The following is a 16461-nucleotide window of genomic DNA, read 5'->3' as shown; positions in this document are numbered from 1 at the left end:
GATTGGTTTCTCTGCGGCAGTTGCGAACGCTGTATTTCATGCTACAGGAAAACGGATCAGGCATTTGCCAATTACGCCGGACAAACTGATATGAGTAAATCTTCCCATGCTGATATGAGTAGCTTCTTCCCATGTACTCAGCCAACTTAGCTGAATTAAATCAATTTTAAGTTTTCTTGTAAGAATTTAAAGCCTTGCTGTACTAATGGATACAAATGGATAATTTTATCACCACATTCTAACGGTAAGGTGCAAGAAAACAATCGCGAGCAGCAGGAATATTTTAATGAACTGGTCAGGGCCAACCATGCAAGCATTTACCGGATTTGCAGGGCCTACCTGTATGATGTCTCATATGCTGACGATCTTTATCAGGAAATCTTATTCCAGGTATGGAAGAGCATTCAGGGTTTCAAGGGAAAATCAAAAGTGAGTACCTGGATTTACCGTATAGCAGTTAATACTGCCATTAGTTTCAACGCCAAAAATAGGCGCCATGATTATTTGCCGATCCCTGATGCCTATCAACTGCCTGATATCGAAATGATACCAGAAAAGCTCGAGGAGGAAGCAAAACTCGAAAAGCTCAGATTTTGTATCAGTCAGCTTGCGGCGCAGGACCGTATTATAATTTCGCTGTTACTGGAAAAGAAAAGCTATAAAGAAATTGCTGAGATCACCGGTGCCAGCTTAACAAATACCGGTGTAAGAATAAACCGGATTAAGGACAGATTACTTAACCTTATGGAGGATAAAAAATGATGAATTTTGAGGAACTTCAGCAGAGCTGGCTCTCACAGCCAGTGGAGAAGGATTTAAAAGATGATGTTACACATCTTTTACAAGATAAACTAGACAAACATCAGCGTAAGCTCCGCAGGTCTAACCTCTTCATGAGCGTGGGCTTTGTGATTGCATGTGCAATGATAGTCTGGGTGTACTTCACCTTTCATCAAAAATATAACTGGCCCTTCGATGTAAGCATTGGGTCGCTGATTAGCCTGATGATTGTCTTTGCTGTTTTAAGCTGGAGAAGTTATGACTTCAGCAAAGATCAGCGCGAAATTGCGGGGATCGATTACCTGAACAACCAGATTAATAAACTGAGATGGCAAAAAAAAATGCTGACAAGTTATCTCTGGGTGTATACAGTATTATTCTGGCTTGCAATGGCTGGTTATATTTTTGAAATCACAAAGAGGGGAAGTTTGCTTTTTACAATTACAGCCATGGCAATCATCACGCTGTATATTATTGGAATATCGATATGGAACAGGTATTATAAACACAGGAAGCAATTAAAAACCATTGATGAACTGCTTGAAAGCTTTGAGCAAATGCGCGATGAGATCAGATAGAGCTGAATAAATGAATCGCCTGGTATTTCGACTTGCCTTGAAGTGGTTTAATCACGATCTTTATGCAGGCATGAAAATATTAGTGACAGGCTCTTCAGGAAAATTAGGTAGTGTAACCGTTAAGCTGCTAAATCAAATGGGGCATGAAGCATGGGGTGCAGACCTCCTGTCTGGCGCAGCAACCCATTATCTGACTGATGTGAAAAACAAAGATCAGATGTTTGAAATCACGAAAGGTGTAGATGCTGTAATCCACACGGCAGCCCTTCATGGCAAACATATGGATCTGAATTTCTCCAGGGAAGAATTTGTGGATACAAATATCATGGGGACACTCAATCTTCTAAATGCCTGTGTAGCAAATGGAGTAAGCAAATTCTTATTTACGAGTTCGACATCCATTTACGGCAGATCATTAGTAAATACCCATCAGGCTGTTTGGGTGGATGAAAACCTCGAGGTACAGCCGCGTGATATTTACGATATTACCAAGCAGGCCTGCGAGGAGTTGTGCCGCGATTTTTTTGACCGGGAACAGCTACAGGCGACGGTGTACAGGGTAGGGCGTTTTCTTCCGGAACCTGCTGATCTGATGTTGAATCACCGGCTATACCGCGGACTTGATGAAAGAGATGGAGCGGAAGCCCTTCGCCTGGCTGTGGAACATGATTTTGAGCAATTTGAAATATTCAATGTCTCGGGTGGCTCAGCATTTGGTAAGGAAGATCTTATAGAATTGAAGGAAGATGCGGCAAAGGTGATAGCCAAATATTTCCCGGAGGCACCAAATTTATATAAGTATAAGAATTGGCAGTTGCCTGCATGCATTGACAGGGTATACTGCTGCGATAAAGCCGTGGAGATATTGAATTACCAACCGAAGTATACCTTCAGGTTTCTGCTTGATCAGCAGCTGGGAAGCTCCTCTGATTAAAATCAGTGGAGCTTTTTTTGTTTTCCGCGTTAGCGTTGTTACATCTGGCGGAAGGCATGACCGGGCATTTTTTCTGAACTGAAATTATTTGTTGCTTCTTCCTTTTACATTAAGAGCTACGGCTTCTGTGTGTATGCTTACATTTTGAGTCTGTACTGCTGCAAACTTTGCGGTATCCATTTTCGCAACATCAGCTGTCTGATAAACATGTTTGCCTGTTGTGCCTATCAGCTGTAAGTTGGCTCTGTCATTAATAACGGTATAGATACTACCGGTGGTTGCTTTTACGCGTGCTGTGGCATCGTCTTTAAGTATTACCTGAAGGTTTACCAGGTTGAATTTGCCTTGTGTTTTAACATCTGATTTGCCCGATGCGTCAATACGGTAAGGGTTTTTCACATAAACGGTTACCGTTACAGGATTGCTTTCGTTTGAATTGATGGTTAAAGCACTTCCAAGTTGCGTAACAGCGACATTTTTCATGTCAAGGGAATCCATTGTTACAAATTCTTTATCGCTTTGTACCAGGATGACTCTGGTGCTCCCTGTTACGATCACCTTTTTGATGTCTGGGGTACCGTGTCCCATATCTACTGTTACTGTGGCGGCCGAAGCATTAAGAGTAAATACGGAAGCCAGTAAGATAAGGGCTAACGATCCTGTTTTTAATAAGTTGTTGAATAGAGTTTTCATATCTTTTGAATTTTGAGGTTATAATAAATGACTATTTCTTAATTGTTTGTATATAAGACGTAGTCATTTCCCAAACGTTTCAGCGCAGTAGGGCCTTTTATACCACAGGCCTGTAATACCCGACAAACTCCTGAAATCATTCGACAAAAGCAGCTATGAAAAAACCCCGCCGGAAGGCAGGGTTGGGACAAATGTATTTGTAATCCTGGAATTTACTATTTTGCTTTATAAACCCGTACCAGTGTATAAGTTGTTCCATCGGTTGTGATGTAGCTTGTACTGCTTAATGTGTTCCCGGACTGGATGAATGAAAAATCCGGTGAGGAAGAAAGCACAATCCTGTCATTGTTTCTTGACCAGGTCACCGGTTTACTTTTAGGGTCATAATACAAATCACATAAAGCACCATTTGATGTTTGTGTAAAAGTTCCATCTGCAGCGAATGACAGCTCCATCGTCGCTTCGCAGCTTTGCGGCCCCATAAGCGCCAGATAATCGGTGCCGGTTTTGCTGCCAATGGTCATCGCCGGCGTAATAGTTGATGATGTAATGCGCCAGTTTTTGCTGCTGAGTTCATGGTTTGAGTTCTTTTTACAGGAGAACAATATACAGATAGCGAGCATCAATAAAATGTTTTTCATGAGAGATTGTTTTACCTGTAACGTTTTCAGATTACGATATGCTACAGTCTTGATTTAAAAAATGTTACCTCCGGATATAAATGTTTTGTTTTACCTCGTACTCTCTACGGTATAGATGAAGCTGTCAGCCTTGTAGTACCCTACATTGTATTCTATGGGTTTTTCGGCCTGATCATAAACGAAACGCCTGCGCAGTAATATAGGGCTGCCCTCTGGTACTGAAAGTTTAGCTGCTATCAGTTCTGAGGCGCCAATGGCTGAAATCTCTTCTTTGGATAAAGCGGCTATGGTACCATGTTCCAGTTCTAAAAGTTCGTACAGGGGGCGTTTAAAATCATCATCAGGTGTTACCCCAACACGCGGATGGAAGTAAGAGACAAAAAGCACAAAAGGTTCTTCAGGCCGCCCTCTCAATCTTTGCATTTTTAGTACAGGTGTGTCCGGGGAGATGTTGAAAAAGCTTGCAAGGTTTTTATCCGGCAGTTCCCAGGAAACATGCAATTCAAAATTGGTGATGGGGATGCCCCGTAATTTCATCTCCTGCGAAAAGCTCAGCCAATTGTTGGACTTGGAGCTTACGGCACCTGGCGCAACCTTGGTGCCTGCACGTTTTTTACGGATCAGTAAACCTTCAAATACCAGTTTATTGATGGCTATTCTCAGGGTTGTCCGCGATATGCCCAGCATCTCTGCCAGGTCAACTTCATTTGGAATGTTCTTTCCGTTTTGATATTGTTCTTCCGCAATCAGTTGCCTGAGCAGGTTCTCTGCCTGCATATGTAATGGAACGGCACTTTTGTGGTCTATACTGTATCGCATGTTGAAGTTTATGTCACGAAAATAAGGAAATTTCCTGACGTGTATATGTGTATACATAAAAAGATGAGGAGATCGACTCCCAGCGAGTTGAATCACAGTATTTAGCCGTTAAATTTAATTATGTATTCTTTTTGTTTAGTAGAAATAATTATTATGTTTGTACATAATAACTATCTCTGACCAAATATTTAAACAATGATCTGCCTTGCCAATCTGCATATACTGCCGCTCATAACAAACAACCGTATTTAAACATCATGGAATCAAACCTAAAAGGAGAGTTGCCGGAAACTGGTAAAATGCTGCGCAAAACAGCACAATACCTTATGCCATCCCGCATCACGGAACAGGCAGATCTGAAAGAGGGGTATAATATTTACCCTTCATTCAGTTTGGGAATCAATAAAATCTTTACTGGCTATGGCAGCCTGACCGATTGGATCATTGAACAGAAAACTGTAGTGATTGAGGGTTATGCCGGAATATTTTGGGATCAGGTACAGGAAGAGATCAGTAATAGACTGGCAGGGAAAGGAATAACTGTCAGCTGGATCAAAACCAGCGACTATCTGAAGCCAGCCACGGTGATCGGCGAACTGGTAGCGCCCTTTCTGGGCACAGAAGAATCTGTATGGGGTACGAAATGTACGCTGACACTGGGAGATCTATATGAGACAGAAAAACTTTCTTCAGCAGTACCGGATCACAATACTGAACTGAATATCATCATCGGCCCGGCTGCTGCACTTGGCGGATGGAAAGCCCCATTGGTGTATATAGACCTCCCGAAAAATGAGCTGCAGTTCAGAATGAGGGCCGGATCAATCAATAATTTAGGTGCTGCGGTGCTGACGGATCATTTTAAAATGTACAAACGCTTTTATTTTGTGGATTGGGTACTGCTCAATAACCACAAAAAAGTCCTGTTAAATGATATAACAGTAATGGCCGACGGGCAATGGCCACAGCAAATCAACTGGATGTACCAGAAGGACCTGATGGAAGGCCTGGAAAAGATGAGCCATTCAGTGATCCGGGTGCGCCCATGGTTTGAACCCGGCGCATGGGGCGGACAGTGGATCAAAGAAAGGATCAGCAAATTGAATAAAGATGTGGTAAATTATGCATGGTCTTTTGAGCTGATCGTACCGGAGAACGGACTGGTGTTTGAAAGCAATGGCAACCTGCTGGAAGTATCTTTTGATACCCTCATGTTTGCCAATCAGCAGCAGGTACTGGGCAAACATGCCGCTGTTTATGGCGATGAGTTTCCTGTACGCTTCGATTTTCTGGATACTTTTGACGGCGGCAACCTTTCCATTCAATGCCACCCGCGCTTAAAGTATATCCAGGAAAACTTTGGGGAAAACATCACGCAGGATGAAACCTATTACATACTGGATTGCGAAAAGCAAGCCACTGTGTACCTCGGTTTCCAGGAAGATATTGATCCCACAGCATTTAAAACTGCACTGGAAAACAGTGAGGCCAAAGCTGAAGAGATTGATATCACTCAATATGTACAGGTTCATGAGGCTAAAAAACACGATTTGTTCCTGATCCCCAACGGTACTGTACATAGCGCAGGCAAAGGGAACCTGGTTCTGGAGATCAGTGCTACTCCTTATATCTTCACCTTCAAAATGTACGACTGGCTGCGGCTTGATCTGGACGGTAAACCACGTCCCATCAATATAGACCATGCTTTTAACAACCTCGATTTTAACCGCAAAGGGCCACAGGTGGAAAAGGAACTCATTTCACATCCTGCTGTAATTGAAGAAACAGAAAGCTGGCAGATTGTGCATCTGCCTACACATCAGGAGCATTTTTATGATGTGCACCGGCTGGAATTTGACAAGGCGATCTCCAGAAATACAGAGAACGGCTGCCACATCATGATGCTGGTTGAAGGTGAATCCATCAGTATAGAAACAGAGGACGGAACGGTTCATAACTATGCCTATGCAGAAACATTTGTGGTGCCGGCAGCTGCGGGCTCCTATACATTGACTAACCAGGGGACAGGCCGGGCGAAGGTGATCCTTGCCTTCTTAAAATAAATATATGAACGCAACAATAAGATCTCAACGCAATATGTATCTCTATCTGGTGTGCCTGGTTGCTGCCCTGGGCGGGTTTTTATTTGGCTTTGATACCGCAGTCATCTCGGGCACAATCAGTTTGGTAAAAGGTGATTTTGGCCTCAGCCCGGTAAGTGAAGGCTGGTTTGTGAGCTGTGCCCTGCTGGGCTGCATCGTGGGGGTTAGTTTCTCCGGTAAGCTGAGTGACAAGTATGGCCGCAAGATCGTCCTGATAATTTCAGCAGTGCTCTTTCTGGCTTCTGCCATAGGATGCATGCTTTCTGAATCTTTTACTTTTTTGATTGCATCAAGGCTGATCGGCGGGCTGGGCATAGGCGTAGCTTCTATGGTATCACCATTATATATTTCTGAGTTTGCCCCATCCCGCCTGCGGGGGATGATGGTATCGCTGTACCAGCTGGCACTGACCATCGGAATAGTTGTGGCCTATTTTTCAAATGCTTATCTCGCGGACCACACGTCAGCTGCTTATGCTACTGAAGGCATGACTAAGATCTTCTCCACAGAAGTGTGGCGTGCTATGCTTGGCCTGGGAGCACTGCCTGCAGGAGTATTTTTGCTTTCGCTTTTGCTGGTGCCGGAATCACCACGCTGGCTTCTGCTGAAGGGAAAAGAACAAAAAGCTGCTGACATATTAACGAAGATTGATGGCCGGGAGGCTGCAGAACGTGAGATCCGGGCATTCAAAGCGCAGGGAGATGACAGTGATGGCTCTATCAGGGAGCTGTTCAGACCTGTGTACCGCAAAGCGCTGTGGATCGGTTTGTTGTTACCCTTCCTCTCGCAGGTTTGTGGTATCAATGCGGTAATCTATTATGGCCCGAGGATACTGGAACAGGCAGGTTTTACACTGAATAACGCATTGGGCGGGCAGGTGACAATCGGCCTGGTGAACGTTGTCTTTACCTTTGTTGCCATTTTTACGGTAGACAAATGGGGTAGAAGACCATTGCTTTTTGCAGGAGTTGGCGGAGCGGTAGCGGCACTGTTGATTATCGGAGCACTGTTTGCTTTGGGTATAACCTCCGGCCCATGGATACTGATCTTTATCCTCGTTTTTATCTCATGCTTTGCTTTTTCTTTTGGTCCGGTTTGCTGGGTAGTCATTGGCGAGATCTTTCCCAATGCCATCCGCGGTAAGGCAATGGCCCTGGCAACTTTATCCCTGTGGATAGGCAATTTTCTGGTTGGCCAGCTCACTCCGGTAATGCTCGAAGGGCTGGGTTCATCATGGACGTTCTGGATTTTTGCACTGTGCTGCTCGCCGGCAATCCTGCTGACCTGGAAACTGATCCCGGAAACCAAGGGGCGCAGCCTCGAAGATATTGAAAGCCACTGGAAAAATGAATACGAAAACACTCATTAAAACCCTATAATTAACCTACAACACTAACCAAAATTTACTGTATGAAAAATAAACTACTAAACGGGCTGCCGCAGCTGCGCTGGCCCTACAGAAAACCGCTTGCGGTGATCCTGGTTTGCGCCACAATGGGCAGCGGACCAGTTGCTCTGGCAGCCACAATGCCGCACAATGTGCTGGCACAACAGGCTGATATTGTGGTCTCAGGACGTGTGCTTGATGAAAATAAACAACCTGTACCAGGGGTAAGCGTAAGCATCACCGGTACAAAAATCGGTACTGTTACGGATAGCAATGGTAACTACAAACTGAGCGTACCCGATGGCTCAGCAGGGAAAAGCCTGACCTTTTCTTATATCGGATATACCCAGCAGGTAGTACCTATCGCGGGCAAAACAGAAATCAGCGTTAGCCTGGTTCCGGACAGCAAAGATCTTACCGAGGTAGTGGTGGTTGGTTATGGTACGCAGTCGCGCGTGAGCCTTACCGGAGCTGTAAGCCAGGTGAGTTCCAAAAACATAGAAAACAAGCCGGTGCTGAATACTTTACAGGCATTGCAGGGCGAAGCACCCAATCTGACTATCCAGCAAAGCAACCTCAATCCCGGAAGTGATGTAAGCATCAATATCCGTGGAGTGGGAACGCTGGGAAATAATGATCCCCTGGTAGTTATTGACGGGATCATCGGTGGTAATATCAATACGCTGAATCCGAATGATATTGCGAGTGTATCTGTATTGAAAGATGCCGGATCGGCAGCGATTTATGGTTCAAGGGCAGCGAATGGCGTATTATTGGTGACTACCAAAAGCGGTTCACTGAACCAGAAACCGTCATTGACCTACAACACCAGTTTCGGTTTCCAGGACCCGCGCGTACTGGTGCACAAAGTGGATGCAGGAGAAAATGCAGAGTATAAAAATCAGTCGCTGGTGAATGCAGGATTACCTGTAGCCTATACGCAGGCGCAGATCCAGGAATTACAGAGCCAGGGCCGCGGTACCTGGGATATTGAGCACCTGCTGAAGAATGCACCGCAGCAGTCGCACAACATAAGTATCAATGGTGGTGGGCCAACAAGTTCCTATTACCTGTCGGCAGGGATGCAGGACCAGAAAAGTAACCTTATAGGAAACGGGGGTTCAGGAGCTGATTTCGGCTACACCAAATACAACCTGCGTTTAAACCAGACCTCACAGATTGGTATCCTTAAAGTGAACATGATCCTCAATTATACCAAATCACGCAGGAAAGCCAATAGCGTTGGGGATAACAATATTTTTGCTGATGCCAACCGAGTACCTATTAACTACAACTGGCAGGATGCCAATGGAAATTATCTTACCAACCCTGTAGCCTCGCAGTATAACGAATACGGTATCCTTGAAAAAGGAGGGTATGAACAGACCGACAATGACGAGATCTTCGGTAACTTCAACGCACAGGTAAATATTACCAAGGACCTTAAACTTACAGGTATCTTTGGGGGAACAATTGCCAACAGGGGCTTGTTTTTCCAGCGCAGCAAGGTGAATTACCTGCCATCGGGTGTTTATGGCGATGACCTCACCGTGAACGACAGGAATAATAAATCGCTGCTGCTGAATACCCAGTTGCTGCTGGAATACGGTAAAACTATCCAGGACCATACCTACAAGATCCTCTTTGGTGCATCCAATGAAAATTTCAGCACCAGAGGCTTCCAGTTACAAAAAACGCTGACAGATCCTATACTGGGAACATCAACCACGGGAACTCTGATCGATGCGATCAATTCTACCAATAGTGTTGGTATCCAGCAAAGGAGCCTTAACTCGCTGTTCTCAAGAATAAACTACGCTTACAAGGGCCGCTATCTTTTTGAAGCTACAGTAAGAAATGATGTTTCCTCGAGATTTGCCAAAGGCAACAGAAGCAGTGTTTTCCCTTCAGTAAACCTGGGCTGGCTGATCTCTGATGAGGAGTTTATGAAGCCGCTTAAAAATAGTATCAGCAACCTGAAATTGCGTACCACATATGGGATCCTGGGGAACCAGAATGTAGGGGCTTCGTTAAATAATCCTGACCTGGGCAACTTCCAGTACCTGACCACCTATTTTAATTACCCGAGTGCTTACGGATTTAATAACCAGCCCGTTGGTGGGGCCGGTTTTACACTGGGCAATCCTGATCTGACCTGGGAGAAAGCAGCCACGCTCAACCTTGGTGTTGACCTGGGCTTCTTTAACAACAAGCTGACCGCCTCATTTGATTACTTCAATAAGGTGACCAGTGATATCCTGCAGCCAAGATATGATGTGCCTGCCTTATTTGGTGCAGGGCTGCCGGATTACAACGTGGCAAAAGTGCGCAATCAGGGTTGGGAAGCAACTATCGCATACAGACTAACTACAGGAGCTGCCGAGCACAGTTTTAGCTTTAACATTGCCGACAGCAAAAATAAACTGATGAAACTGACAGGTGGAACCAATGAGCAGATCATCAATCAGGATGTGTTCCAGCTGATCAGAAGGGTAGGCGAGCCGATTACCCAATACTATGGATATCAGACCAATGGCTATTTCCAGAATGCTGCGGATGTGGCTTCCTCACCGAAACCCGCAGGTGCTGATGTTGGTCCCGGTGATATCAAGTTCAAGGACCGCAACAATGACGGCATCATCGATGATAAGGATAAAACGGTTTTAGGTAATCCTTTCCCACGGTACACTTTTGGTTTTACCTACAGGCTGAACTATAAAAACTTTGATTTCCAGGTGTTTATTCAGGGGGTAGGTAAAAGAGATGCATTCCTGCGCGGTGAGCTGGTAGAGCCTTTCCATTACAATTATGGGGCTACTGTATATGATCATATGACGGATTTCTGGACACCGGAAAATCCCGATGCACGCTACCCGCGTTTTGCAGCAGTGGGTTCTGGTTCCAATACCAATAACTGGCGCCAGGGATCTGATGTGTACAAATTTAACGCAGCATATGCGCGACTGAAAAACCTGAACATAGGTTATACTTTTCCGCAGAACATCAGCAGAAAAGCAGGAATGGAACGCCTGCGCATCTCTCTGATCGGACAAAACCTGTTCACTGTCAGCAAACTTAAATTCATTGATCCGGAAACGACGGAATTTGGTAACAACGTATCGGTAAGTACAGGCTCCAACAGTGCACGAAGCTACCCGCTTCCGGTATTTTACGGTGCTGGTTTAGACATCACTTTTTAAGGACATTTTTAAAAGATAAAACGATGAAATTTTTAAATTATATACTGCTAACCGGAATGATCGCGATTACGGCAACCGGATGCAAGAAGCTTGACCTGGAACCAACCGACCAGTTCTCTGAAAATAATTTCTGGACGGTAGACGGCAACGTGTACAGTGCCCTCAATAACAATTACAGCCTGATGTACACCAGCAGCATGTTCTTCTATAACGAAGCTACATCAGATAATGCTTACAGCACCAGCGGCGACTATGCGCTGATCGCCAGCGGAAACGCAAATGCTTCACAGGCACAGTTCCTGAACGATTGGAGATACTATTACAGCACGATCAAATCATGCAATGTTTTCCTGGCTAATGTAGATCAGAATAAAACGCTGCCTGCTGCAACCATTAACCGCCTTAAAGCTGAGAACCGCTTTATCCGCGCCTTCGCACATTTTAATCTTACCAAATGGTACGGTGATGTGCCGCTGATTGACAAGGATATCACTGCGGATGAAGCCAAGGTGATTGCCCGCAGCCCGAAAGCAACAGTAATCAAGTTTATTACTGATGAACTGGAAGCGGCTGCAGCAGCACTTCCGGCAAAAGAAGCAGTTCCTGCAGCTGAAAACGGCCGTATTACCAAAGGAGCCGCCCTGGCACTCGAAGCAAGGGTATTGCTTTATGAAGGGAACAGAATGGCTGATGTGGTAACAATTTGTGAGAAACTCATCAGGGATGGTGCTACCAACGGGCAGTACAGCCTGGTAAACAACTATTCGGATCTGTTTAGCAGTCCTACTGTAAACAAAACTAACAATGAGGTAATCCTCTCCCTGCAATATGTGCCTGCAGTGCGTACCTGGAGCGAGTTCTTTGACTTTGCACCGCGTTCGGTTGGCGGTCGTGTAAGCGGCATGGCACCTACACAGGAACTGGTGGACGACTATATTACAATAAACGGAAGGGGAATCCGCGAAACAGGCTCAGGATATGATGAAGCCAATCCTTATGTGAACCGCGATCCGCGTTTAACAGCAACGGTAGTATATGACAAGTTCAATTGGGTAAAGCCTGATGGCACCACGAAAGTAATCTATATCAAACCAGGTACTGATCCTGACGCATCCCGACTGGACGAGTACAGTCCTTCATCTCAAGCATCATCGCCTACAGGATATTACTGGCGTAAATATTTTGATCCAATTGCGCTCTCGTCATTCACTTCCGGATCGAACCTGCACCTGCTCAGATATGCCGAACTGCTGCTTACTTATGCTGAAGCAAAACAGTCGCTCGGACAAATGGATGAAACAGTATGGAACAGCACCATCAGGTTGCTGCGCCAGCGCGCAGGATTTACTGATGCATCAGCATTGAGCTTCCCCGGCGGAACAAACCTCACAAACGTGATCCGACGCGAACGCCGGGCGGAACTTGCAATGGAAGGGCTGAGAACGGATGACATCCGCCGCTGGAAAATTGCTGAGACAACACTCAACGGTTATGCCCATGGGGCAAAGTTTGGTGATCCTGCGGTAGACAATGGATACATCAGGGCACAAAAAAGAACATTTACTGCCAAGGATTATCTTTGGCCTATACCATCCTCTGAAAGAGGCCTGAACAGTAACCTGACCCAGAATACGGGTTATTAATGACATTACCTTTTGAAAATATGAACGCAAAACTTGGATTGATACTATTGGCAGCAACAGCCCTTTCTTCATGCAAGCTGAAACAGGAAAGCGTATTGCATTACGTAGACCCGAATATCGGTACGGCGCACAGCAGGTGGTTTTTTTATACCCCTGCTGCCGTTCCGTACGGGATGGCAAAACTGGCGCCTTCTACCAACGGACATTATGGCAATGCCTCCGGCTGGGAAGCTGTGGGTTATGATACCCGCCAGAACTCCATTGAGGGTTTTGTGCATTTCCATGAATGGCAGGTGGGTGGCCTGAGTTATATGCCCAGCACTGGTGAGCTGCGGGTAAAACCCGGTGACCTGGACGGGCCGGCAAAGGGCTACCGCTCAAAGTTTGACCGCAAGAATGAACAGGCCGAACCGGGTTATTATAAAGTACTGCTGTCTGATTACGGTATTACGGCAGAGCTTACGGCTACCAAAAGGGTAGGTTTTCAGCGTTACCGTTTCCCGGAGAATAAAGCTTCGCACATCATCCTGGATGTTGGTAACAAGCAGGGAGAAAGTGGCGAAGTGACGGATGCGGCAATTCATATGACTGATGATACGCATTTTGAAGGTTATATATTGACCTATCCCAAGTATGTGAAAATCTATGATCCTGAAGGAAAGGTGGCCATGTACTTTTATGGTGAGCTAAGTAAAAAGCCTGCTGATGTGACGGCCTTTACAGCGAATACGCTGCAGCGCAATACAAGAAAGGCCAAAGGACCCGGCGCAGGCCTGGTGTTAAACTACCAGACTGCAGCCAATGAAGCTATTGAGGTGAAAACAGGGTTGTCCTATACTTCTGTAGCAAATGCGAAACTGAATTTTGATGCAGAGGCGAAAAGCCTGACTTTTGAAGATGCACGTAATAACGCGCAACAAACCTGGGAGCAGGAGCTGGGCAAGATCAGTGTGGAAGGCCGGAACGAAGAAGACAAAACCAAATTTTATACGGGACTTTTTCATGCGCTCCTGGGTCGGGGTATCGCCAGCGATGTGAACGGGGCTTACCCAAAACATGGCGGTAAGTCTGGTCAGCTCTCAGCGCAGAAAGAGAATGGGATGAAAGCTGAATTTATCAATACGGATGCGATCTGGGGCGGTTATTGGAATATCACCCAACTCTGGGCACTGAGTTATCCGGAGTGGTATGGAAGTTTTGTGAATACCCAGCTGCAGCTGTATAAGGACCGCGGCTGGTTTGGCGATGGTATTGCCAACAGCGAATATATATCCGGCGTAGGAACCAACTTTGTAGGGCTGGCTGTGGCAGCTGCCTATAATTCGGGCATCCGCAATTACGATACGGAACTGGCTTACAAAGCGGTTAAAGCGAACGACCTGGACTACAAGGGACGTATTTTAGGTGCGGGAAAACTGGATACCAAAGCTTTTCTGAAGTATGGCTATGTGCCACATCTGGAGCAGACAGGCCGTGATTTTGTAACAGACTCTACAGGTTCAAACTTTTCCGGATCGCATACGCTGGAATATAGTTTTAGCGCTTATGCTACCGCGCAGATGGCAAAAGCGATGGGCAAAACTGCCGATTACCAGCAAATGATGAAGTATTCAAACGGCTGGAGGGCGCTGCTGAACCCGGCGAACAAACTGATGCAGCCCAAACGTGCTGACGGAACATTTGTAGATAAGTTTGATCCTTATCAGCCATGGCGCGGATACCAGGAAGGTAATGCAGTGCAGTACACTTTCTACGTACCACAGAATCCGGCTGGTCTGGTACAGGCTATAGGCAGGGATAACTTTAATAAAAGGCTGGACAGTATCTTTAGCGTATCTGAAAAACTGGGTTTTGGTGGAGGTAAGTCTATTGATGCCTTTGCCGGGATCAATGCTATCTACAACCACGGCAACCAGCCCAATCTGCATATCAGCTGGCTTTTCAATTTCTCTGGCAAGCCCTGGCTGACACAGAAATGGACGCGACTGATAGGCCGTGATTTTTATGGCTCAGAACCCATACATGGTTATGGATACGGACAGGACGAAGACCAGGGTCAGCTGGGTTCATGGTATGTGATGAATGCACTGGGGCTGTTTGACGTGAAAGGCCTGACTGATGCGAGACCGGTGATCCAGCTGGGAAGTCCGCTGTTTGATAAAGCCAGCATCACTCTCGGTAACAAGAAAAAATTATCAATCCTGACGAAGAACAACTCAAAAGAGAATTTCTATGTGCAGTCGGCCCTCTTTAACGGCAAGCCTCTGGATAACTGCTGGCTGTACCGTGATGAGCTGATGCAGGGCGGGGAACTGGTCTTTACCATGGGCAGCAAACCAAATGAGAACTGGGGCACAAAAGTACCGCCGCCTTCTGCCCAATAATTTATATTTACCTGGCCAACTACAACATCAAACCTATGAAAAACATACTTAAAAGCACTTTACTGTCACTTTGTTTATGCTGCTCTTCCTCTGCTTTGCTTTTGGCGCAACAGACAGTTGCGCCTGATCCGGAGCCGACCGCCGGGCTTGGCAAATACGTGAATACTTTTATAGGAAGTTACCCTTTAACAGACCCCAGGATTCTGGGTTACCAGTTGCCTAAAGATTGGCGATCATGGGCGGGACTCACCTTTCCGGGCAGTTCAATGCCCAATGCAATGGTACAGCTGAGCCCGATGACGGAGTACGGCTCTGGTGCCGGTTATGAGTATGAGGACAATATCATTTATGGTTTTACGCATACCAATAAGGGGCACTGGAACCTGTGCAATATTCCGCTGATGCCTGTATGGGAAGGGGGGATTGCCGGTGCAAAAGCGGCTATCGCTGCATCCGACAATACTATAGAAGGAAAAGGAAAGAATCCGGTAGATTTCGGATCATTGTTTTCGCATGGTAAGGAAAGTGCTGCACCTGGTTTCTACCAGGTCTATCTGGAAAATTATAAAGTAAAGGTAAGCCTGACTTCAACCCTGCGCTGCGGTTTCCATAAATATGAATTTGAAAATGCTGCAGGCAGGCAGATTATCTTTGACCTCGGCCGTGCCAACAACAATATATCTGACTGGGAGATCAGCCAGGTTGGTAAAAACGTAGTACAGGGAAGCCAGAAGACAGGCGAGCGCATCTATTTTTATGCTGTGCTCAATACGGATATTACAGCGATTGAAAAAACAGATGATGGTAAAGCCAAAGGTTATGCCCGCATTAAACTGGCAAATGGTGGCAAGGGAGCTGTTGAAGTGAAAATAGGTTTGTCATTTGTGAGCACTGCGAATGCCAAAGAAAACCTGGAGCAGGAAATAGGGAGCAAAACATTTGAGGCTGTGCGCCGGGAAGCTGCACAGACATGGGAACAGGTGCTTTCCAAGATTCAGGTAAAGGGAGGCACTGAGAAGCAGAAACAAATGCTGTATTCATGCCTTTACCGTTCTTTATTATGGCCTGCCCTGCGCAGTGACGTGAATGGGGAGTACACAGATATAAAAATGAAAGCTGCAAAATCAACAGATTTCAACTATTATACAGAACCTTCACTTTGGGATACCTACCGAAATAAGGATGTACTTTTAGGATTGGTCTCGCCTAAGGTGGCACTGGATGTAATCAAGTCGATGAAGGATGTGGGCGATAAAACAGGTTTCATCCCTACATTTTTTCATGGTGACCACGGTACTTC

General features: G+C 45.7%; 12 protein-coding genes. 9 read left to right on the top strand and 3 right to left on the bottom strand.

The window, feature by feature from the left end:
- The first annotated feature begins 249 nt into the window (after nt 1-249).
- The 3 genes from ABWY16_RS13450 to ABWY16_RS13440 all read left to right on the top strand — a co-directional run bounded on the left by ABWY16_RS13450 (nt 250) and on the right by ABWY16_RS13440 (nt 2292).
- The gene (locus ABWY16_RS13450; RefSeq protein ID WP_353905162.1) at nt 250-762 is read left to right on the top strand and encodes an RNA polymerase sigma factor; all 513 of its coding nucleotides are present in this window, start codon (nt 250-252) and stop codon (nt 760-762) included.
- A complete protein-coding gene (locus ABWY16_RS13445; protein WP_353905161.1) occupies nt 759-1358 on the top strand; it encodes a hypothetical protein in 600 nt (199 codons plus the stop codon). The genes ABWY16_RS13450 and ABWY16_RS13445 overlap by 4 nt, the downstream gene beginning before the upstream one ends.
- A gap of 70 nt (nt 1359-1428) precedes the next feature.
- Nucleotides 1429-2292 (top strand): NAD-dependent epimerase/dehydratase family protein, encoded by an 864-nt coding sequence (locus ABWY16_RS13440; RefSeq protein ID WP_353905160.1) that lies wholly within the window; start codon nt 1429-1431, stop codon nt 2290-2292.
- 84 nt (nt 2293-2376) lie between these two features.
- Here the strand turns inward: ABWY16_RS13440 and ABWY16_RS13435 are convergent, their stop codons facing one another.
- The 3 genes from ABWY16_RS13435 to ABWY16_RS13425 form a co-directional block, all read right to left on the bottom strand.
- Nucleotides 2377-2985 carry a GIN domain-containing protein gene (locus ABWY16_RS13435; protein ID WP_353905159.1) on the bottom strand — a complete coding sequence of 203 codons (609 nt, stop codon included), beginning with the start codon at nt 2983-2985 and terminating at the stop codon, nt 2377-2379.
- A gap of 215 nt (nt 2986-3200) precedes the next feature.
- The gene (locus ABWY16_RS13430; RefSeq protein ID WP_353905158.1) at nt 3201-3626 is read right to left on the bottom strand and encodes a lipocalin family protein; all 426 of its coding nucleotides are present in this window, start codon (nt 3624-3626) and stop codon (nt 3201-3203) included.
- A 90-nt stretch (nt 3627-3716) separates the two neighbouring features.
- Nucleotides 3717-4445, bottom strand: coding sequence for a GntR family transcriptional regulator (locus ABWY16_RS13425; protein ID WP_353905157.1), 729 nt, complete (start codon nt 4443-4445; stop codon nt 3717-3719).
- A 257-nt stretch (nt 4446-4702) separates the two neighbouring features.
- On the opposite strand from ABWY16_RS13425, the gene ABWY16_RS13420 reads away from it, so the two are divergent.
- The 6 genes from ABWY16_RS13420 to ABWY16_RS13395 form a co-directional block, all read left to right on the top strand.
- On the top strand, nt 4703-6508 hold the full coding sequence (locus ABWY16_RS13420) for a class I mannose-6-phosphate isomerase (protein ID WP_353905156.1): 1806 nt from the start codon (nt 4703-4705) through the stop codon (nt 6506-6508).
- 4 nt (nt 6509-6512) lie between these two features.
- Complete coding sequence (locus ABWY16_RS13415; protein ID WP_353905155.1) at nt 6513-7916, top strand: sugar porter family MFS transporter; 1404 nt, start codon at nt 6513-6515, stop codon at nt 7914-7916.
- A 41-nt stretch (nt 7917-7957) separates the two neighbouring features.
- A complete protein-coding gene (locus ABWY16_RS13410) occupies nt 7958-11134 on the top strand; it encodes a SusC/RagA family TonB-linked outer membrane protein (RefSeq protein WP_353905154.1) in 3177 nt (1058 codons plus the stop codon).
- 23 nt (nt 11135-11157) lie between these two features.
- The gene (locus tag ABWY16_RS13405; RefSeq protein WP_353905153.1) at nt 11158-12777 is read left to right on the top strand and encodes a RagB/SusD family nutrient uptake outer membrane protein; all 1620 of its coding nucleotides are present in this window, start codon (nt 11158-11160) and stop codon (nt 12775-12777) included.
- Nucleotides 12778-12797: 20 nt separating this feature from the next.
- Nucleotides 12798-15161 (top strand): GH92 family glycosyl hydrolase, encoded by a 2364-nt coding sequence (locus ABWY16_RS13400; RefSeq protein WP_353905152.1) that lies wholly within the window; start codon nt 12798-12800, stop codon nt 15159-15161.
- Nucleotides 15162-15196: 35 nt separating this feature from the next.
- On the top strand, nt 15197-16461 hold a 1265-nt coding region (locus ABWY16_RS13395), incomplete at its 3' end, for a glycoside hydrolase domain-containing protein (RefSeq protein ID WP_353905151.1).

Source organism: Pedobacter sp. (assembly GCF_040513095.1).
Lineage (GTDB): Bacteria > Bacteroidota > Bacteroidia > Sphingobacteriales > Sphingobacteriaceae > Pedobacter.
This window is presented reverse-complemented; position numbering and strand designations above follow the sequence as displayed.